Source organism: Chlamydia sp. 16-02 (assembly GCF_042235055.1).
Taxonomy (GTDB): domain Bacteria; phylum Chlamydiota; class Chlamydiia; order Chlamydiales; family Chlamydiaceae; genus Chlamydia.
The window spans coordinates 296,797-318,270 of the sequence record NZ_CP114172.1; the positions used below are offsets into that span (position 1 = coordinate 296,797).

Here is a 21,474-nt window from a genome sequence, read left to right on the forward strand (position 1 = left end):
TGGGAGATATATGAAGCGTTGTTTTCCCTACCTCCTTATATCCTCCCTCTTAGCGTTTTCATCTTCAGTAGACGCATTAACACATAAAGAAGCTGCAAAGAAAAAAGTCTCTTATCTTAGTCATTTTAAAGGGTTATCAGGAACTTTAGATATCGAAGATGGCGTGCTTAATATTCATAACAATCTTCGCATACAGGCAAATCGTGCCTATGTAGATAACGTTCCTGATCGTGGAATGAAGTTAATTGCCCATGGCAACGTGATGGTTAATTATCGAGGGAAGACATTAGTTTGTGATTACCTAGAATATTACGAAGATACCGATTCATGTCTTTTGACAAACGGTAGATTTGCCATGTATCCATGGTTTTTAGGCGGGTCTATGATGACATTGACTCCAGAAACTCTGATTATCCATAAGGGCTATATATCCACATCTGAGGGCCCTAGAAAACATATTCGCCTTTCTGGAGATTATCTAGAATACTCTTCTGACAATGTGCTCTCCATAGGGAAAACAACATTTAGCATTTGTAATATTCCCATACTTTTTCTTCCGCAATTTTCCATTATGCCTATGGAAATTCCTAAACCTCCTATTAATTTCCGTGGAGGTACAGGAGGCTTTTTAGGGTCATATTTAGGAGTTAGCTATTCACCGATTTCTAAAAAACACTTTCAATCTACATTTTTCTTAGATAGTTTTTTCAAGCACGGTATTGGTGTTGGTTATAACATGCATTTTTGCCAAAAAGACAATCCTAAAAATGTCTTTAATATGAAAAGTTACTATGCCCATCGCCTAGCGATTGATATGGCCGAACCTAGAGATCGCTATCGCTTTCATGGGAACTTTTCTCTATCGCGAAAACAAGCAAAATTATCAGGAGAATATCATGTTAGTGATAGTTGGGAAACCGTTGCAGATATTTTCCCTAATAATTTTTCATTAAAAAACACGGGTCCTACGCAAGTTAGCCTTACATGGCGAGATACATTATTTGATGGTAGCTTATCTTCTTCGGTGAAGGTTAATCCTTTCCAGAATGTGAACCAAGAACTTCCTTATGTATCTTTGAAACAGCACCCCGTGAATATTAAAAATACGGGAATCTTTATTGAGAACCTCTTCGAGTGTGGGTACTTAAACTTTGCCTTTAGCAATAATATTCCAGGATCGAACTTTTCTTCATTACGAGCTTCGGCATCTCCTAAGATCTACCGTACGATTCCTTTGCTTGTAGGAACGCTAACACCGACTGTATCTGCATCGGCAATTTACTACAGTAATGTTCCGAAAACTTCTTTAAGGCATACTCAAGCCTCTGCACAAGTAAATTTAGACTATCGTTTCTCAGCATATAAAAATTACCTCCATACAAAACATATTGTAGAACCTTTTATTTCTTTTTCCTCGGCGACGCATCCTTTATCAAAAAATCATGAACACTATATCTTTTCTATAAACGATGCCTTCTCCTCTCTACATTTATGTAAAATTGGTATAGAGTCTTTCATATTAAATAGGGTTTCCCCTAGTTCTCCGCGAGCATCGGCAAAACTCTGGACGACGCAAATCTTTAAAAATACATTTGCTAGATCAACATTTCCAAAAACAGCATGTACGATTTCTCTACCTTTAGATCGTAAAAACACTTTATCTTTGGATGCTGAATGGATATGGAAAAAACATTGCTGGGATCACATGAATCTTCTCTGGCAATGGGTAGGAAGCGATAACGTAGGCTTAACCTTAGAGTTTCTGCATAGAAGTAAATATAGTCTTCTTAAATGTGATAGGGACAACTATATTTTAGATGTTAGCCGTCCTCCTGAAGAGCTTTTTAATTCTCCCCTATCTGACCGTCGTAATCTTATTTTGGGGAAGGTGTTTATTCGTCCTCATCCCTGTTGGAATTACCATTTAACACTAAGATATGGGTGGCATAGAACAAATACACCAAGTTATCTTGAATATCAGATGATTTTAGGAACAAAAGTCTTTGAACACTGGCAGCTATATTCTGTGTATGAAAAACGAGAAGCGGATAACCGCTTCTTCTTCTATCTAAAACTAGATAAACCTAAACGCCCATTTAATAAGTAATCTTTGGCTAAGAAAGATAAGAATTTTTAAAAGACTTAGAGAACTCCTTAAAACAATGAATTAAAGAGCTTAGAGAATTAAGAGGCGCGATCTTCTTCTTTTAAATGAGCGTTATAACGACGTCGTATCTTTTCTAATGCTGCCTTAAATTTCTTAGAATCTTTAGGTTCTTCCATCTTATCAATGTACAGGACACCAAGAAGATGATCGTTTTCATGCATGATAATACGTGCTGGGAATCCCTCTAATTTTTCTGTGAATTCCTGACCATCAAGATTAAGAGCTGTTACGGTAATACTTTGAGGGCGATAAACATCTGCACGCAATCCAGGGATAGATAAACACCCCTCCCTACCAATCACAAGATCTTCAGAAGGATCGGAAAGAACTGGATTGATGTACACCTTAGGAAAGTCACAAAAGATCAAATCTCCGTCCTCTGTTTCTCCCGCAACACACATAACAAAAAGACTTACACTTTCTCCCACTTGAGGAGCGGCTAAACCAACACCTTTATGAGCTACCATAGTCTCATACATATCCTGAACTAACTGACGAATCTCAGCAGTAATTTCAGGAATTATATCAGCCTTTCTACGCAATGTATGGCTGCCATAGTATTCTAATTCTCTAATCATTATTTATCACCCGCAGATTAAGCTACTAATTAGCTTCTTCTATTAAATAGAAGGGACAGACCGTAGGTAATAATGAAGGATGCTCTATCTCTTCTTGAACTTCTTCTACAGAAAACGTTGTAGCGACAGGTAGTAGACCACAGAAACAGAATATATAGAAGATTTTTTTCATAAGATCATGACTATTAAAATTTATTTCCTAAGAATAAATGATTCACCTTACATAAAGATTGATCATCTTTATACAGATGTTATTCGTTAGGGACTTCCTCTCCATCTGGAGAAACTTGTTCTAGAGCATTTACAGGGAGCTCTTGAGAATTTTTCCCTAAGTGTGTTGTGGCGAAAGATAAAAGTAGGCAGCTAAAACAAAAAACTACGGCAAGCCAAGCTGTTACTTTTTTTAAAATATCTGGGGTGGATACACCAAAAACAGAATCTCCAGAATCTACACCAAAAGAAGAACCTAGTCCCATGCTTTTGCTTTCTTGAATCAAAATCAATCCACAAAGAATTACGCACAAAAGAAGAAAAACAAATAAAAATGAATAAAACAAGCCAGTCACGACGCTTCTCCTAAATCAACAAACCTACTTGAGGTGAATTCCTAGCCCTTTAATTTATTGTCTTCTTATCTACAGTCTCCAAAAACAAAGCACTACTTAACGTATAAAAAATCTTTTCTACGCAGTCTTGTCAACAGTCTGTAAAAATCCCTAAAAAGGCTCAGATAACATTCTCTTATAAAACTAAATTAATCACCATATTGAAAAACATTTTATTGCTTTGAAACACTATTCTCAGACAGAACCTTAGCACAATTTATGAAAATTTTTCATAAACTACGGTTTCAGAAACCAATAAATTTTTTCATATCACAAAATCTAGAGATTAAAATTCTCTATAACACTGGCAAAAACTTTAGGATCTAAAGAGGCTCCCCCAACTAGCAAACCATCTACATCTGGACAATGAGCAAATCCCTCAGCATTATTTGCTTTTACAGAACCTCCATAAAGAATAGAAATCGTATCTGCTTTTTCTTTAGAGAATATCCGAGCAAGAACCTCGCGACAGAACGCATGAACTTCTTGTACATCTGCAGTTGAGGCAACTTTACCGGTACCTATTGCCCAAACGGGTTCATAAGCAATGACTAAAGAAGCTGTTTCAGGAAGCTGAGCCAAACCTAGCGTTAACTGATTAGATAAAATATCTTTTGTTGTGCCCTTCTCTCTGGCTTCTAAAGTCTCCCCGATGCATAACACTGGGACAACTCCCTCACGAGATGCAGCTACAACTTTAAGAGCAATTGTAGCATCTTCTTCATGAAAGATATGACGACGTTCTGAATGTCCTAAAAGTACGTAATCTACATTAAATTCTTTGAGCATAGGCAGAGAAATTTCTCCGGTAAAGGCTCCAGAACTATCCTGATGGATATTTTGTGCACCCAACCAAATAGGATAGTTAGAATTTTTTATCACCTCATTGCAAGCACTCAATGCCGTGAATGCGGGAGTAATGCCAACCACAGATGCCGGTAATATCTCTTTAAGTAATGGACCTAAGACAGCTAGGTATTCTTTAGCTTCTTTAATAGTCTTATACATTTTCCAATTACCAAAAACATAACTCTTACGTTCCATCTATGTCCTTAATTTGTTATTTAACACCCATATCTCACTATAAACATGGATTCACCGTTCTTGCTAGTTTTCTACTAAGAAGGTAATTTATTTTAAAAATAAATAGAACTTGAAACCTCTCGGCATTCCAGAGCATGACGACTTCATCTTCTCCTCAAGCAGTAACGACTCTTACAGAATCTATAAAGAATCTCCTTGAGTCAAATTTTTGCCATATTGTGGTCAAGGGAGAGTTAAGTAATGTCTCACTACAACCCAGTGGGCATTTATATTTCGGCATTAAAGATAATAAATCTTTTTTAAATGGGGCTTTTTTCCATTTTAAAAGTAAATATTTCGATCGTCGTCCCAAAGATGGTGATTCTGTAATCATTCATGGGAAACTCACGGTATACGCTCCACGAGGTCAATATCAAATTGTGGCCCATGCTTTAGTTTATGCTGGAGAGGGAGATCTCTTACAAAAATTCGAAGAGACTAAGAAGCGTCTCGCTGCTGAAGGTTATTTTGCTGTAGAAAAAAAACAAACCCTTCCTACTATCCCTAAAAGCATCGGAGTGATTACCAGCCCTACGGGTGCTGTAATTCAAGATATTTTGCGTATTCTTTCTCGTCGTTGTTATCAATACAAACTTCTTATTTATCCTGTAACAGTCCAAGGAACAACCGCAGCAAAAGAGATTGCCCAAGCTATTGAAGTAATGAATCAAGAACAATTAGCTGATGTTCTTATTTTAGCACGTGGTGGCGGTAGCATTGAAGACCTCTGGGCCTTCAATGAAGAAATCATTATAAAAGCGATAGATGCTAGTTCGATTCCCATCATTTCTGCTGTGGGTCATGAAACTGACTATACATTATGCGATTTTGCTGCGGATGTCCGTGCTCCCACACCTTCTGCTGCTGCAGAAATTGTTTGTCAAAGCAGTCAACAGCAAATCCAGATATTTAAAAGTTATTTGCACTACCTGAATGCACATTCACAACAACTTCTTTCAGGAAAAACAAAACAAATTCAGCAATGGAAGCGTTATTTAGATCACGTAGATTTTTTCCGTTCGGCGCAGCAGTCTTTAGACTATCTTTGCTTGTCCGTAGAACGGTCCATACAGACAAAACTTTCACAATGCAAACAGCGTTATACGCAATATACGCGGTGGTTGCAAAGTGATGTATTACAACGTATGACGTATCGTCTTCATGATCTTTGGAAAATGATTGTTCAGGCCTTTCACAATCGCCTACGCGCTTTAAAACATCTCTGCGTACATATGAAAAAAAATCTTGTTTTTCATAATACACAGCAATTTGCTCAGAGATTAGATCCTTGGAAACAACAAATTCATAGAACTTTATATCAACGCCTAAGATATTGCCATCAATCTTTAGAGCATAAGCAGACACTATTAAAACATTTTAAAATTAAATTAAGTCAACAAGTCATTAAGGAAAAATATGCTCTTAATCTTTTAAAGAAACGTTTGATTAATATTTTTACTAATACTGTATACGAGAATCGAGAGCATTATTTTTGTACTCGCAAAAATTTTATACTTTCCCTACACCACCTCGTAGAAAGAAATCGGGAAAAATATCATACAGTCTCTAGACAACTGAGTTCATTAAATCCTAGAAATGTTTTGAAACGTGGTTATGCTATGCTCTTTGACTTTAATGAAAATTTCGCTATTATCTCCGCAAAAAGCTTACATAAACATAGTTGTGTAAGACTACGTCTACAGGATGGGGAAGCGACTCTTACTGTAACGGATATTCAGAATTTTGAAACTCAAGAGTCCTAAATTATGGAAGAAATGCCCTTTGAAAAGGCTATGGAAAGGTTAGAGGAGATCGTAGATCTTATGAATCAACCTTCAACCTCTTTAGATTCTTCTTTAAAACTTTATGAAGAAGCAGACGCACTGATGCGCATTTGCGAGTCGCGCATTCATAAAGCGGAAGAACGTGTACGTGAGTTATCAGAAAAGCGAAACGAAGATCTTCTTTCTGAAGAAGAATCTCTCGCGCATTAACTTTAGAGTGAGCGATGTCGCGCAAGAATTTAGATTCCACAACTCAAGAACTTCGTTCTCTACAAAATCACTTAGATTCTCTTGACTCTTTGGATGATATTTTAGTTGCATATGAAAAAATGTTTTCTCTAATACACGAAGGTTTAGATCAGATCTTAGTCAAAGATCAACAATGTTACATTCTTTCCGTACAGCCTAATGGCACGATTTTAAAAGATACGTTAGATCAGCCTGTTTTACAAACATTTGCTATGACTACAAAGCCATGACTTCTCAAAATTCCTCTATTTTAAGTCAGATATCCTCTCCTGCAGATCTGAAAAAGCTTTCTTTTGCCGATCTTTCTCTTCTTGCTGAGCAGATGCGTCATAAAATTATTTCTGTTCTCACGAAAACTGGAGGACATCTAGCTTCTAATTTAGGTATTATTGAATTAACGATAGCTTTGCATTATGTATTCTCCTCTCCTGAGGATAAATTTATCTTTGATGTCGGTCATCAAGCCTATCCTCATAAATTACTTACTGGGAGGAATACTGCGGAATTCAATCGGATTCGTCATGATCACGGTTTGAGTGGATTTACCTCGCCTTTCGAAAGTGTTCATGACCTTTTCTTCTCAGGTCATGCAGGTAATGCACTTTCGTTAGCTTTAGGAATGGCAAAGGCTACAGAAAATTCTAGAACTCATGTTCTTCCTATTCTTGGTGACGCAGCATTTTCTTGCGGACTAACTTTAGAAGCATTGAATAATATAAATCCTGACTTATCTAAATTCATTGTCATTTTAAATGACAACAACATGTCTATCTCGCAAAACGTGGGTGTCATGTCCAAGAGTTTATCTCGCTGGATACACCATCCCAAGTTTAGCTTACTTTCTAGAAAGTTAGAAAAGTGGTTAATGAAGATCCCACGTTACGGCAATAGTATAGCTAGACGCTCACATAAAATATCTACCTGCTTAAAGTCTTTCTTTTGTCCAATTCCTATTTTTGAGCAGTTTAACTTAGCCTATATGGGACCTGTGGATGGTCACAACATAAAAAAGTTAATATCCTTATTTCAAACTGTACGTGATTTACCCTTCCCTATTCTCATTCATGTTTGTACAAAAAAGGGTAAAGGCCTAGAAATTGCCCAAGAAAATCCCTCAAAATACCACGGAGTGAAGGCAAATTTTAATGCTCCGGCAGAAAACAAACTCCTTCCCGTAGTTAAACCACAACTTACCTATCCCGATATCTTTGGGAAAACACTCTGCTCTCTTGGAGAAAGCTCTCCAAATCTACATGTTATTACTCCCGCTATGTCTTTGGGATCACGCTTAGAAACTTTTAAAGAGAAATTCCCAGAACGTTTTGTTGATGTTGGCATTGCCGAAGGCCATGCCGTAACATTTTCAGCAGGAATCGCTAAAGCTAATGTTCCGGTTATTTGTTCTATTTATTCTACATTCTTACATCGTGCTATGGATAATGTATTCCATGACGTATGTTTGCAAAGTTTGCCGGTAATCTTTGCTATAGATCGTGCAGGCTTAGCTTATGGCGATGGTTGCAGCCATCATGGTATTTACGATTTGAGTTTCCTTCGTGCCATGCCCAATATGATCATCTGCCAGCCAAGAAACGCAATAGTTTTCCAGCAGCTTCTCCAATCTTCACTTCAATGGACACGTCCTTCTGCAATTCGCTATCCTAATATAGCAGCACTTCAAGGTGATCCTATAGCTACAGATATCAATATGCATCGTGATCCAGGATTAGGAGAAATTCTCAGTCAGGGAGAGGACGTGTTAATCGTAGGTCTTGGACACATGTGTAGCGCTGCGCTATCGATAAAATTGCAGCTACTCGCTCACGGAATTTCCGCAACTGTTGTTGATCCTATATTTATCAAACCTTTTGATAACAATCTCTTCAGCATTCTATTGATGCATCATTCTAAAGTCATCATTATAGAAGAGCACTCTATCCGTGGAGGTTTAGCCTCGGAATTTAATGATTTCCTAGCTACCTACAGCTTTAAAGTCGATGTCTTACACTTTGGCATTCCTGATGCTATTTTTTCTCATGGGGATAAAGAGAATCTATTAAAAAGAGTAGGATTAGATACTGATAGCATGGTTAAACGTATTCTCACACACTTTAACTTCCGCACAAAAAAATCCCCCTCTAACAAACTGAGTATTGTCTAAATATGATTTGCTTGAGAAGCACGAAACGCTCTGAATAGCCTTTCCAGCAATTAACCTATTACAGAAGCTACAAATGTAGTTGTTCCACTGCAACGGCTAAAGGGTGATAAATATAACGTAGGAAGACATTGATCCGCTTGCAACATGATGGGAGATAAAATCGGAAGGCAGGGAATGTAATTACGCGTACGCACTTTGGAATAATATAACCAAGTCTCCATGAGAGATTCCTAGAGTATTTATTGAAATATTTATTAGAAACAAAATCCTAAAGGTTAAACACCCCTATTCTTCTGCAATCTCGACGGAAGATAATACCATATTGTGCTTTCTATTTCTTTCTTTTTCGTTAAAAAAAACTCCTTTATAAAATAAAAAAATCACTAATAAAAAATGAAATTAAAAATTTATATTTTAAATATATAAAGTCAAAACCTTCTTTAAGAACGTCTCGAGGTCTACTTAAGAATGAGAAGATAGAAGGTGAAAGAGTTTTAGATAATCATCGAGAGAGAGCGTTTCCGGACGAGTTTTTTCAGAAAATTTTAATTGATTTAGAGCTTCAAAAACCTGCTCTTTAGGATAAAGATCTTTAAGAGAATTAGCTAGAAGCTTTCTTCTCTGTCCGAAAGCGGCCCGAGTGAGAGCAAAAAATTCCGTATGAAGAGAGGTTTCTAGGGGAAAGGTATCTTTCACTGTCATATGGACAACTGCTGAGGATACCTGAGGTTTGGGTAAAAAACAGCCCGGGCTAACTTTAAAAGCGTAGCGCACGCCAGCAAAAAACTGCAAAAAGACAGTCAACGATCCGTATTCTTTCCTTCCCGGCTGAGCAGTAATACGACGGGCGACTTCATCTTGCATCATTACCGTGACTGTTTTCCATTGATGAGGAATTTCTAAGAACAATTTCGTTAACAAAGGTGTTGTGATATGATAAGGAAGGTTTGCAACAACTCTCCCTTTCCCCTGCCAACCTTTAGTTTGCAGTTGTGACAAAGGATATTTACAAGCGTCTGTAATTTCTAAATCTATAGGAAGTTGCTTTAATGTTTCCTCAAACATAGGATCTTTTTCTAAAGCAATAACGTGAGCTCCCTGATTAACGAGCACTTCGGTAAGAGCACCGAATCCTGGTCCTATTTCTAGTACCCAGTCTTTCGCTTCCACACAGGAAACAGAAAGAATTTTTCTTAGGATATTCCCATCTATTAAAAAGTTCTGCGACAGGCCTTTTTTAGGACGACCATGAACCTGAGCTAAAAATTTAGTAAGTTGTTCTGGAGAACTACGTGACAAGAGGTCTCCTAAAGCAATGAAAATAGTGGGGGAGCTTCTTCGGAAAGCAATTTAGCAATCATAGAAGAGTCAAAACCATAACGGGTACGTAATTTCATTTTATACTGACCCTCTATTGTTTCAGCATAATTCATAAATAACGTTTGCTTAATCTGTGTTTCCATGTCTTCTAAAGACTGCATTGCCATTGGAGATTTATCAAGAAGCACATAAAGCTTGTATCCAGATTTATGTGCTTTAGGCTGACTACAAATAGCTATAGGATAGTCCACACTAGATAATTCTGTTTTATGAGCATCGGACAGCTCCTTATCATTACGCATAAACTCTTCGGAACAGACAAACTGTCCTCCTTGAGAAAGAGCCAGAGCAGATAAACGCTCTTTATTCCAACTTTGTGTTTCATTTAGTCGTGCACATATCTTATCAGCAATCTGACTTGATAATGATTCTGTAGCCGCTTTAATTGTGACTACGCGGTATTTCCATACTGTGGTCTTTGCTGCTTCCTGAGCTAATTGATTGTAATGCTCGCGAATTTTTCCTGGAGTAACTTTTAACATGACTTTAGAGCGTACCATCATGCTCATGACTCTTTGAGCAATCAATGTACGATTTACTACGTTAAATATATCCTCCGGAGTCATATCGAAATGTACGTAAAAATAAGACAAATCCCTACCAAACATTGCTTCAATTTCTTGATTCACTGTAGTAGGATCTACATAAATTTTTTTAGCCTTAGCGTCAGCAACCATCAAAAACTCATCGATAACCGATTCTAAGACTACCGGCCACATCGCTGTGTAATATTGTGAACGTGCGGGATAAGAATCTATGAGCTGGGGATAAGAAGAAGCAAAAAGAAGATTTAACTTTTGGATAACATCTAAAGTAGTGACGACATTCTCTTCATCAATTTTAAACAGTACACGATCATGAATAGCAATTCCTGCAGGATCTTCAGGAATTTTTTCTGAAAGATTTTGATATTCGCGTTGCGTAGGAAGAGAACCCTCATGCCCTATTAAAAATCCCGGCGAACAAACTAAACCCACCAAAGAGAAAACGCTTAGTGTTTTGTTCTTCATGATTTGCTACTCCCTAATGGTTGACGTGTCTAGGGATTAACTATAAGAAATTAACCAAATTTTGACCACTTCGAGAAAAATCTTCATACGAAATGCATGAAACACAAAGAGTTATTTTGAATTTAGATAGGTGCGAAATTCTTCAATATTAGAAAATTTCCTTCCCATTCCTGATTCTAAAAGACAAATGATTGTGGATGTTTGTCCTTCCTTAGGGATTAGACAGTGCTCATATTCAGGAAGAATCTCTTCTAAAGATTCACGATCTTTTGCACTCATCCATACAACAGAAACTTGAGGGAGAAATAATCCTGCAAAGCAAGATAAAACAGCTTCACGATCGCTATCGTTAGCTAAAGAAATAAGAATTTTTTGATGGCTACGTGAAAAATATGCCTGCGCCGCTAATAAATTTCCTAAAGAAGAAAACTTATGCGTATGCCATCGAGCTTGGGCAATTTGTAAGATATCTTCAACATAGGTGAGATAATGCTTCTTTTCTGTAAGCATGTGCAATTTTATCAATGCTTGGCAAACAAGAGCATTTCCGGATATTGTCTCTCCATCAGAGAGATTCTCCTGTTTTAAAAGTAATGCAGCATCCCTACCATCTGTGGTATAAAATCCTCCACTTTCTGAACGAAAAGATACGATCACCTCTTTCATAAGATCTTCAGCCAATAGCAACCATTGTGCACCGCAGCCTGTCTCATAAAGTGCGAGAGCCCCTAAAATCACTCCTGCGTAATCTTCTAAACCTCCCGGATACTTAGCATCACCATCGCGCCATCGACGCATTAAGGTAGAATGCTTACATAAATTCTTACAGATGAACTCCCCACACTTCTTCGCTATATCTATATAGGAAGAGTCCCCAAGGATTCTCCCTGCATATGCTAACGTATAGAGCATCCAACCATTTTGAAATGTTAATGATTGATCATCTTTAAAAGGACGTGCTTTAGTATCTCTATGGAGACGTAATTTTTCTTTTAGCCTATCGATAACTTCGTGAAACTCGTCAACACTACACCCATATTTATCTGCAATTTCCTCGATATCGATATGAGAAGGGATATGTAAGATGTTTCTTCCATTACAGAAGCCTTCTCGAGAAATCCCATAATATTCACAAAATAGCTCGGCATTTTCTCCAAGCAACTCGCGAATTTCCTCTCCTGACCACGTAGCATATCTCCCTTCAGAATTTCCCCAATGTTCTCCATGTTCTGAGGTATAAAAAGCTCCCACTTCAGAGTTATAAAGCTCGGAAAGAATATAGCGTAAGGTTTGCTTAGCAATAGACAAGTACTCAGGTTTTTTAAGACATATACCAGCATCAAGATAATCAACCACTAAGAAGGCATTATCAATAAGGCGTTTTTCAAAACAGGGAATTAACCACTTATCGTCTATGCTATAGCAGTAAAATCCCCCACCTAAATGATCGAAAATCCCTCCCTTGGCCATCATGTCCAAAGAACGATCCACGAAGAATAAGCTTCTATTATCCTGATACTCCACGCCGTAACGCAGGAAAAACTGAATCAACAGTGCAGGTGGGGTTTTTGGGAACGCCTTCACTCCTCCATAATGAGGGTCGACATCTTTGTATAATGCCTCTACCGTCTTACGTAAAGTCCCCTCTTCTAACATTTCTTTTCTTGAACATCTTTCTATAAATGAAGCAATTTCAAGGATTTTATGTGCCTGATGAACAAGAACCTCGCGTTCTTCGGGATCCTGCCACATCAAATTGAGTTTCTCTATCGTTTGTGAAAATGAAGGTAAACCTAATTTCACCTCAGCCCCTAAGTAATTCGCTGAAAAAAATGGCAATAAATCAGGAGTTAAAAATACGTTCAGAGGCCAAGAAGAAGAATTTTGATGCTCCTCAGATATAGAAAGCATTTGCGCAAGATCAAAATAGAGATTCGCCACATGAGGAAGTTCTTCTTTATCTACTTTGATATTAATAAAATGTTCATTTAGCATTGCAGCAACTTCTGGATTTTCAAAACTCTCCTGAAGCATCACTTGACACCATCGTGAATGAGCACAACCAATAGAGAGGAAAATCGGCTTATCTTGCGCTATAGCAAGATCAAAAGCCTCGCTATCCCATGGATACCAATTCACCGGCGTATGAGCATAAAGAAGCAAATACGGAGATTTTTCACTGATAAGTCTGTTCGTATATAGCGGCTGCGACATGATAAAATAAAAAACCAAAAATCTATAATTCATTTTAAATCAAAAAATGTACTTTTAATATGATTTTTATATATTTAATTTTATTAACTCGCTTATATATAGACATATAATTCTAATTAATTTTATTTTATACTCACCAGACAAGCAAAAGGGATTCCTATCTCTTTTATTTTCAATAAACTGACTTAAGAATTTGTTTTAAGACATAGAAATATAAAAACGTAAAAAAATAGCCCTGCGATCTTGTTTTTAGTACTTTAAGGATTGTAGAGAAAATTATGGTTGAGCTTGATTTCCTACCTAGGAATGCCTAAACTAATGTATTCACGGAAGAGTGGCAGAGTGGTCGAATGCATCTGATTCGAAATCAGAAGTTCTCTTACAGGAACCGGGGGTTCGAATCCCTTCTCTTCCGTTTTCTATTTTTTAAATGATTAAAAATTAAGGAAAAGTCCCAGACTTTGTCTTAAGAGTCTTGTCCCTAATTTGTTAAGACTTTTATCCTTGACCCTCAGGACCAATCACATAGGTAAGCAAAGATTGAAAATACTTATCAGAAAGTTGGTTGTGTAGCTGGAGCCATTGTAAATTCGCAATATCTGATTTATATTCTTTTATACGTTTTACAGCTGGGCTGTAGTGCATACCTATAAAATAGACATTGGCTTGTTTACAAGCTGCCTCTGCAGAAATTAGATTATCTTTATTTGCATCTAAATAGATCACTTGCTGCGGAAGAGTATCTAAAGTTGCAAATAGAGTAGAAAGAACCTCTTCCATGGTAATTCTGTTAATAAGACCTCCTGTAAAGAGTACCCGGTCTTCTATAAACATGGCGTGTTGAGGTCTTCCGAATGTTTTTAGGTGGTGCATCCATCCGTCACTACGAGGAGGTAAGCATGATGAAAATCGTAATCCTAAAGCAACAGCAGAACGAAGAAAATGGCTTGCTATAGGTATCGGTAATTGGGAAACCCCCATTACCCAAGCTTCGGAAAGTGATAAGGCAGCTATAGTCTTAGGAACTTCAGGATGAATGAGCTCATAGTCTATAGCGAAAGATAGAGCAATTTTTTCACCAAAAACCTTTTCAATAGGATCAAGATCCGATTCTTCTTTTTTCAAATTTTCCAGACGTTCTTGAAACCATGCTGTTGTGCCTAACATTTGTTTAGGAAATATGACCGTTTCATCTAATGCTAGTAAAACTAAAGAACCTTTTTTTGCATATTTATTGATAGCTTGCACATCAGAAACTTTGATAATACTTGCTTCTAAGGAAAATACGGAAAAGAAAAACGTGATAAAAAATACTACCTTCATAGCAACGCTCTCAAAGAAAAAAATCGTCTCATTGTACGGAGCATCTCTTTAGGAGGAAATATTTTTTTATATAAAGTTATCTGTTGAACTTTTTTCTATGTGAAAAGAAATTAAAAAGGGCCCCAAGCATCCTCTCAGGGGGACAGAGAGGACACTAAAGGCTTGTTTCAGATAAATGATGTTAACTCTTTTGATTAAGAGAATCTAGAGATAATTGCGCGGTAGTATCGGATATAACCGTCAATGCCTGTTCTTCTTGAATCTCTACAGCTGCTGAATACGGATATACATAGGAAAATAGAGTTTCCGCAGCAGGATAATATACTATACCAAAAAATGTGATCCCAAAATCTATACATTCTCTACCTAAGGATTTAATCTCCTCAGGATTATCACTCAAAAATACAATATGCTTTGGGATTTTATTTTCATAAATAAACAATTGCTTCATAGCTTCAGAAAGTTCTGAAGCTCCACAAAACAAAATTCCCTCTTGTACTAACGCAGAATCACTACACTTCGTTCCTGTTCTCAAGAAAAAATCCTCTGTAGGGAATGCTCGAGAATGTATTTCTAGACCACAATCTTTAAGACTTTTTAAGGTTGAAGAAACCCCTTCAATTCCTAATAAAGAAATTCCCAACACCGAACATCGACATTCAGAAAGTATTCGGGAAAACTGATCAATAACACTAGCTTCTAAACACTCTTTGCTTATTAGTGTATCTATAATAATCTGCTCTTCATTAGCCTGCTTTTTTGCTTGAAAAAAATCTCCATAACGTTTGGATAGCTTAGTCAACCTATTTTGATACCAACCTGGAGAACCTATATACCGATGTTGAATTACGCTATCTACGTTAATGCAAAATAACGTCTCTTCACTACTTTTTTCTAAATGTGAGAAAATATCGCTAAAAGAATAAGCCATTGTCATCGGCAAGGGCTTCTTCTTTGCAGCTTCAGCTGTAGTCAACATACCTAAGACAATAACTGTAACTACAGCACACTTAGGAAGATATTTCAGCAATCCCATTACGATTTACCACGTTCTGGTTATAATAAGGTGAAAAGTCATAGGAATTTTTTGAAATAAAATCAACAAGAAAAATTTTATCTAAAGAAAAACTTCTCCCACTCACAACCCATTCTCAACCATTTTTTCTTCCGTTCTCAAAATACAAATTCTAAAGAAAAACTTTATCACCCCTCTCCACAACCAAATCAAAGTGTAAAGTATTTTTTTGAAAAATATAGATTTTAAAAAAATTATTTGATAATAATGCTCCCCACTTAAAGCGCTGAGGGTCAGAAATAAGAGCTTTTTAGAGATAGGAAATTTCTATGAACTCTTCCCCATGAGTGCTTAAAAAAACAAAAAGGTTCGTTTTTAGTTGTGAATTCAAAAGACAGATTTCGGCTGTTTTTCCTTATGTATTTAGAAAGCTAGCTATGCGTAAGAAATACATCACGGGTGCACAGCTTTGAACAACTTTTAAAAGAGGTGATAATATGTGCTTTCCTGGTTTCCCCAATATTCCTGGTTTTTCATTCAGTTTTCAGAGAACAACAGAACATGAAACTGATGAAAATCAACCTGGTACGAGTAATCAATCCATTCCGTTAGTTACACAACAACCAACTCCCACGCAATCAAAAAGCAAAACAAAAACAGAAGTAAAAATTTCTTTCGGTGGTGGTAATAATGAAGAAAATGAAGAAGGCGGAGTCGAGAGTACCGCCGCGCAAATTCAAACAATAGTAGAGACAACGCAAAATATCATTCATAACCCTCAAGTACAAAAAGGCTGTATGGTCTGTTACGATCACTGCAGTGGTCCATGCATTAATCGTTGTGGGTGGTTTGGAAGTTGGTTTTGCGCCTGTTTTAAAGCCTGCTGTATTTTAGAAACGCCTATGGATACCAATATTCCTGATATTATGAGAAATATGGATGGAAAATATGGACCTGTAAGCTTAGCCATGGCTGTACAACATTTAGATTGGGATATCCCTGATATGGTGAAACGCGGACATGATTTATCAACGGAAGATGAAAAAAATTTAGAAAATGAATGTAAAAGAGCTAAAAAACAACTTACTGGAAGTTTTAATCAACTTTCTCAACAATGCTTCTATGATAAATCTACAGAGATTACCGATGATTCAAACTTAGAAGACGTTTTACCTACTTTACTTAAAATTATAGGAGATCAGGCTTGGAAAGACCCTGAGCATAAACCTCATCCTCCAAAATGTTGGGTTTTAGAGCCTGCAGTAAAAACTGATTCAACATCACCCACTTCGGTTCCACTCCGGTTAGATTTACGTAGACCTTCGTTATTTCCGCCTCAAGAAACAGGTGAAAACTATGACCGTGCCACAGCTACAAAATATGATAAGAAGAAAATGACAAAATGCCTTGCTAATCTTGACGTTTTATCACTAGAAACAGGAGCAGTAGGAAATCTAGGCGCTAAAGATGCTCACCTAGTTGTCACAATATTTGAATTTTTTCTTTGTTTAATTGCTGGAGAGAATTCTCCACTGGTAAAAAGTGGCGGATGTGTCTGCTACGACATAAACCGCTTCATTAAACTCTTTATGTTGATTTTACTTTGCTGCGGCTATGTCCCCGTGGATAAAGATGGCGATACCACAGTAAAATATGATGATGACGAAGATCCATTTGTGAAAATATATAAACAATCTCTACGGAGTTATACCCACAAACAACAACAGGCACAGGCCGCAGCTGCAGCCCCTGCAACGACTCCAGATCCACTTGGAGCTGTTGGTGGCGTTGTAACACAGCAACCAATAACGACGCCTCTAGGGAGATCCCACGTTTCTGTGAGAACAATTGTATCTACGACTTCAACAACAACGGGATTTGGATCTAGCCAATCACAGAGAAAAATACTTCAACGTCAGCATAGCATACACAACCCTGTCGATGATTATCAACCTGGATGTGATGATGATTGGTTAAAGAAAATGATCGATGGTGGTGATGATGATGACGATGATGATGACGAGGATATTTTCCAACAAAGAATGCTCATCGGTAGCTCTAATGGTTTGAAGGATGTATTTGCTGCTATGCGAAGATTTCATGATAAGATGTAGGTCTTCTCGATCAAACTTGTTTAAGTGGTTTCTTGAAATGAGAGACCACTTAAATTCAAAAAAATTTTATAGACTTAAAATAATTTCTTGAATAACATGTGCCCGCCTAAATGCTTTTTAGCACAGAAAATGAGGATAATCCACGCTTTGGTTTCTTAAAAATTTTCTTCAAACTTAGCAATGTATACTCCCTAATTTCATAAGGGTGAATAACGCTTATGAACCCTCTTCAAAACGACTTAAAAGTGCATAAAGCCATTTAGCATGGGATTAAGAATCATCAACAGTATGAGGATTCTTAGTAAAAAACATTGTTATTTATGGAGTAAATTATGTGCTGCCCTGGGATTAGCATGAGCTGCCGCTCAAATCAAGATGCCTATACAGAAGAAACAGTTTCTTTAAATGGGATTACAACACAACCTGGATCCTCTTCAGAATTTAGTTTGAAAGTGGGTGATCCAACGTTATTAGATACTATTCGAGCTGCTGGTGATCTTGTTTCAGACGCCTTAAACTCTGCAAGAGTTCAACGTACAAGCCAATTCTGTCAAGATTCTTGCAGACCCTGGTGTGCAGATAATTGCTGGAGTCCTTTCCTATGCTTTTTTGACTGCCTTTGTACTTGTATGATCACCCCAGATGATCAAGTGGGATCTGAAGAGAAATACGACGATTTATCTGGATTTATTCAACACCAAAGAGATGAGTTTGGTCCTATTTGCGTTGGTATCGCAATGAAAAATGGTCCTTGGGATATCTCTAAATTATTAGCAGAAGGTCTTACTTTATCCGCAGAACAGAAGTATCAATTCTCTGAGAAATGTAGAGAAGCAAAAGATCAATTAGGAAGATGCTTAAAAGGTGGATCTCAACAAGAACTCTTTAAAGTAGCTAATAACGCACATCAACTCCCTTCAAAAGGGTCTACAGAAGTAGAAAATGTGAGAAAGTCTTTAGAAGAATCTATTGATGGTGCTTTTATTCCTTCTATTCCTACATGTCTGATTCTTTATCCTTCTGAAGCTAATGAAGGAGCTTCTAATGATCAAAGATCAGGTTACAATCTTAATATCCAAAGATTACAGCATCAGCTTAGCCAATTAGAAGTTTTGGATTTAAATTCTCAAGATACTGGTTTCTTAGGATTTCAATCTCGAGCAGTTGTGAGTGTTTTACAGCTCACTTTGAATAAATATGTGGATGAGGCAAAAAATACCTTTGATTCCCCAGGATTTGGCTTGAATATTGAAGAGTCAAAATACCGTACTTTGCTTCTTCTTTCTTTACTATCTTTAGGATTTGTTCCTTTAGGTGCCGAGCAAGAACAGCCTGTATGCTTAGAACAATTACAAAATACAAGTAAGGAACTACGCACAAAAGATAAAACTGCCCCAAAATCTCCAAGACTCGACACACGTTCCCTAGGAACCGAAGTACGAGTCAATGCTGGAACAACTCTTCCTCTACCTAAGTATGGACAAAGAGTTATTCTCAACGGACGCTTACCTGCAAGTGCTGCTGGAACATCGTGCGTTGATGGAGTAACACCAGGAGCCAAAAATGGAGCTGAGCTTTGGGATCCTACAAATCCTAAATCTCAAGAAGCCCTCTTGAAAACGGCTAAAAGCATCACAGCTATGACTTCAAGTCTATTTCTAAGATAATTATCAACACACGATTTAGAGGCGGCTTCCTCCGCCTCTTCGATCCAACAAGCCCTTCAACTTATACAGATATTCCAAAATCTTGACTACGTGAAAATCTATGAATTTTCACACGACTCTGCTCCTTGTATCTATCTTTAAAACCCTATTGCTCATCTCACAGATTTTCAATGCCTTATCGAAAAAACTCCTAGCCAAAAAAAATCGCATTTTGAGATTATTTTGTATTTTTTTAATCGCAAAATACAGGCCATGAACATCTTATGCCCTGTCTTTTACTATAATTTCGGAGAAGAGCTATGTGCTGTCCCATTGGGTGTGGTTGTAAATTTACTGTAGAAGAAGGTCACCATTCTGGCCAGCAAGAAAACCAACCACTACAAAGTCCTATAACTACACAGCCTGGAGGGAAAGTATCTTTAGAGATTAAGCTTGGCGACGGCAATGATCTATTAGAAAAAATAAAATGTGCAGGACAGATAGTATCTTCAGTATTAAACGCCCCTAGTACACAACGTGGTGCTGGATATTGTAGGGAACATTGTGGCTCTTGGTGTGATAATCACTGTCCGAATTGGCTATCACATTGTTTCCAATGTTTATGCACTTGTATTATAAATCCCAGTGATTCTCAAAGCATAAATCAGGATCTTTCACAATTCCTATCAGATGTGAAAAAAAAGCATGGCTCTATTGTTTTAGGGATGGGCATGCAACACAATGGAATAGATTTCCCCTCTCTTATGTCTGAAGGGAAAACTTTAAATCAGAATCAAAAAGACGATTTCGATAAACAATGTTTAGAGATAAAAGCGAGTCTGAAAAAACTTTTAATGGGTAGTCTTCAAAAAGAGTTATTCGATACGGCTAATGATCCTAAAAAACTCCCCAAAATAAATGACAACGATACACTGATGGTAAAATATGGTTACGGTGATGTTATGTCTAGATTACACCATAAACCTCCAAATATTTGGATTGTCTATGATAATGATGAGGACTCTAAAGATGATTCTAAGGGAGCTACAGGAGGCACTCAAAAAATACACTATACTAAGCAATTAGATTGGACAAAACTCCGTCACCAATTAAATCATCTTAGCGTTTTACAATTAGATAATAATGAAAATTTTCCTCTAGGAGGGAAAGAAGGGGAAAAAGCTATAGCAGTATTAAAAAATACCTTCTATTGGCTGACTCGAAACGCATCATGCTTTGAAAAAGGAGAAACGGGCTACGGTCTTACGATTACCTCTAGTAAACTATTGAAACTGATTCTTCTTTCTCTTCTATCATTAGGTTACGCCCCTACGGATAAAGGAGGAGGTGCTCCTACAACTACACTTCCTAATTTAACAACACTTTCTCAGTTCTTAAGAGAACGAAGAAATCATAATGAGCATATATTTGGACCAGGCGATCCTGACGATCCAAATGACGATACTGAGGTTGATGGTCAAAATCAATCAAGCAGCTCCTCATCTTCGACAGATACGGGAAATAATCAAGATGATGATGATGATTGGTTCTCCAATCAGCGTCAGGACGAGTTACTCCAACTTTCTGGAAAAATAAAGGGGCTATCTGGAATCCTTGGATAAGGAGTTCAAGGCAGATTAAAATAGATAAATAAAAGAGGCAAAGTTTTGCCTCTTTTGTATTTTACAATGAGATTTCTCATTATTTTAGAAAATAGATAGTAGGGATCCCAACCACCAAATTATAATGCCACTGGTCACGATAAGTCCTGCCCACCAAAGATTTGACCAACTACGAATAGCTTTTTCTGGAGAGTTTCTTCCTCCCATTGATTCTAAATCTAAAAGCATCTCCATATTATGTTCTGAAAACTCTTTGAAGATTTTCATAACATAAGGATGGTCTTGAAGAATACGTTCACTATCTAATCCTAAATAAGCTGCGTATTTCTTTATAAATCCTTGAGCATAAATTGGAGAAATGAGCTTGCCTAAATAGCCATTTTCTATAGCTTCTAAGCATGAATAACGTATAGATGTCGCTGCTTCCACATCTTTTAAGGATAAGGATTGTTCTTCACGTTTCGTGCGAAATACCTCTCCTAGATGTAGAAGCTCTTTATGAATTTGTTCCGCCATAGAGATT

19 protein-coding genes and 1 tRNA gene are annotated in these 21,474 nt (G+C 37.2%); 9 read left to right on the top strand and 11 right to left on the bottom strand.

Translation table 11 applies throughout. The features are described from left to right. The first annotated feature begins 10 nt into the window (after nucleotides 1-10). Nucleotides 11-2,107 (top strand): Organic solvent tolerance protein OstA, encoded by a 2,097-nt coding sequence (locus O1W70_RS01280; protein WP_332381233.1) that lies wholly within the window; start codon nucleotides 11-13, stop codon nucleotides 2,105-2,107. A 77-nt stretch (nucleotides 2,108-2,184) separates the two neighbouring features. Here O1W70_RS01280 and def read toward each other — a convergent pair whose 3' ends face one another. The 4 genes from def to tpiA form a co-directional block, all read right to left on the bottom strand. Then, a complete protein-coding gene (gene def, locus O1W70_RS01285; RefSeq protein ID WP_332381231.1) occupies nucleotides 2,185-2,745 on the bottom strand; it encodes a peptide deformylase in 561 nt (186 codons plus the stop codon). 25 nt (nucleotides 2,746-2,770) lie between these two features. Further along, nucleotides 2,771-2,917: a hypothetical protein gene (locus tag O1W70_RS01290; RefSeq protein ID WP_332381230.1), complete on the bottom strand. Its 147-nt coding sequence runs from the start codon at nucleotides 2,915-2,917 to the stop codon at nucleotides 2,771-2,773. A gap of 79 nt (nucleotides 2,918-2,996) precedes the next feature. After that, a complete protein-coding gene (gene secG / locus O1W70_RS01295) occupies nucleotides 2,997-3,311 on the bottom strand; it encodes a preprotein translocase subunit SecG (protein ID WP_332381229.1) in 315 nt (104 codons plus the stop codon). A 318-nt stretch (nucleotides 3,312-3,629) separates the two neighbouring features. Next, nucleotides 3,630-4,394 (bottom strand): triose-phosphate isomerase, encoded by a 765-nt coding sequence (tpiA, locus tag O1W70_RS01300; protein ID WP_332381227.1) that lies wholly within the window; start codon nucleotides 4,392-4,394, stop codon nucleotides 3,630-3,632. Nucleotides 4,395-4,528: 134 nt separating this feature from the next. Between tpiA and xseA the strand changes: the two genes are divergently transcribed. From xseA to O1W70_RS01320, 4 genes are read left to right on the top strand one after another with little or no spacing between them, the layout of a single operon-like run. Further along, nucleotides 4,529-6,196 (top strand): exodeoxyribonuclease VII large subunit, encoded by a 1,668-nt coding sequence (gene xseA, locus O1W70_RS01305; protein ID WP_332381226.1) that lies wholly within the window; start codon nucleotides 4,529-4,531, stop codon nucleotides 6,194-6,196. Between the two features lie 3 nt (nucleotides 6,197-6,199). Beyond that, on the top strand, nucleotides 6,200-6,427 hold the full coding sequence (locus O1W70_RS01310; protein WP_332381224.1) for an exodeoxyribonuclease VII small subunit: 228 nt from the start codon (nucleotides 6,200-6,202) through the stop codon (nucleotides 6,425-6,427). A gap of 14 nt (nucleotides 6,428-6,441) precedes the next feature. Next, the gene (locus O1W70_RS01315) at nucleotides 6,442-6,696 is read left to right on the top strand and encodes a hypothetical protein (RefSeq protein ID WP_332381222.1); all 255 of its coding nucleotides are present in this window, start codon (nucleotides 6,442-6,444) and stop codon (nucleotides 6,694-6,696) included. Next, complete coding sequence (locus O1W70_RS01320; RefSeq protein WP_332381221.1) at nucleotides 6,693-8,627, top strand: 1-deoxy-D-xylulose-5-phosphate synthase; 1,935 nt, start codon at nucleotides 6,693-6,695, stop codon at nucleotides 8,625-8,627. The genes O1W70_RS01315 and O1W70_RS01320 overlap by 4 nt, the downstream gene beginning before the upstream one ends. A gap of 50 nt (nucleotides 8,628-8,677) precedes the next feature. Here the strand turns inward: O1W70_RS01320 and O1W70_RS01325 are convergent, their stop codons facing one another. The 4 genes from O1W70_RS01325 to O1W70_RS01340 all read right to left on the bottom strand — a co-directional run bounded on the left by O1W70_RS01325 (nucleotide 8,678) and on the right by O1W70_RS01340 (nucleotide 13,231). Continuing rightward, on the bottom strand, nucleotides 8,678-8,848 hold the full coding sequence (locus tag O1W70_RS01325) for a hypothetical protein (RefSeq protein WP_332381220.1): 171 nt from the start codon (nucleotides 8,846-8,848) through the stop codon (nucleotides 8,678-8,680). Nucleotides 8,849-9,089: 241 nt separating this feature from the next. Then, nucleotides 9,090-9,926, bottom strand: coding sequence for a 16S rRNA (adenine(1518)-N(6)/adenine(1519)-N(6))-dimethyltransferase RsmA (gene rsmA, locus O1W70_RS01330; RefSeq protein ID WP_332381218.1), 837 nt, complete (start codon nucleotides 9,924-9,926; stop codon nucleotides 9,090-9,092). A gap of 8 nt (nucleotides 9,927-9,934) precedes the next feature. Further along, entirely contained in the window at nucleotides 9,935-11,017 is a 1,083-nt protein-coding gene (locus O1W70_RS01335) for a hypothetical protein (RefSeq protein ID WP_332381217.1), read from the bottom strand. Between the two features lie 111 nt (nucleotides 11,018-11,128). Next, nucleotides 11,129-13,231 (bottom strand): thioredoxin domain-containing protein, encoded by a 2,103-nt coding sequence (locus O1W70_RS01340; RefSeq protein WP_332381216.1) that lies wholly within the window; start codon nucleotides 13,229-13,231, stop codon nucleotides 11,129-11,131. A gap of 328 nt (nucleotides 13,232-13,559) precedes the next feature. On the opposite strand from O1W70_RS01340, the gene O1W70_RS01345 reads away from it, so the two are divergent. After that, nucleotides 13,560-13,646, top strand: a tRNA-Ser gene (locus tag O1W70_RS01345). 83 nt (nucleotides 13,647-13,729) lie between these two features. Here O1W70_RS01345 and O1W70_RS01350 read toward each other — a convergent pair. Then, complete coding sequence (locus O1W70_RS01350; protein WP_332381215.1) at nucleotides 13,730-14,554, bottom strand: DUF2608 domain-containing protein; 825 nt, start codon at nucleotides 14,552-14,554, stop codon at nucleotides 13,730-13,732. A 181-nt stretch (nucleotides 14,555-14,735) separates the two neighbouring features. After that, entirely contained in the window at nucleotides 14,736-15,590 is an 855-nt protein-coding gene (locus tag O1W70_RS01355) for a DUF2608 domain-containing protein (RefSeq protein ID WP_332381214.1), read from the bottom strand. A gap of 476 nt (nucleotides 15,591-16,066) precedes the next feature. Here O1W70_RS01355 and O1W70_RS01360 point away from each other — a divergent pair, with 476 nt between their 5' ends. The 3 genes from O1W70_RS01360 (at nucleotide 16,067) to O1W70_RS01370 (ending at nucleotide 20,951) form a co-directional block, all read left to right on the top strand. Beyond that, entirely contained in the window at nucleotides 16,067-17,683 is a 1,617-nt protein-coding gene (locus tag O1W70_RS01360; RefSeq protein WP_332381212.1) for a hypothetical protein, read from the top strand. Between the two features lie 332 nt (nucleotides 17,684-18,015). After that, entirely contained in the window at nucleotides 18,016-19,350 is a 1,335-nt protein-coding gene (locus tag O1W70_RS01365; protein WP_332381210.1) for a hypothetical protein, read from the top strand. Nucleotides 19,351-19,649: 299 nt separating this feature from the next. Then, nucleotides 19,650-20,951, top strand: coding sequence for a hypothetical protein (locus O1W70_RS01370; RefSeq protein ID WP_332381209.1), 1,302 nt, complete (start codon nucleotides 19,650-19,652; stop codon nucleotides 20,949-20,951). Between the two features lie 84 nt (nucleotides 20,952-21,035). On the opposite strand, the gene O1W70_RS01375 is transcribed toward O1W70_RS01370, so the two are convergent. Beyond that, entirely contained in the window at nucleotides 21,036-21,467 is a 432-nt protein-coding gene (locus O1W70_RS01375) for a RodZ family helix-turn-helix domain-containing protein (protein ID WP_332381208.1), read from the bottom strand. Nucleotides 21,468-21,474 lie beyond the last annotated feature (7 nt).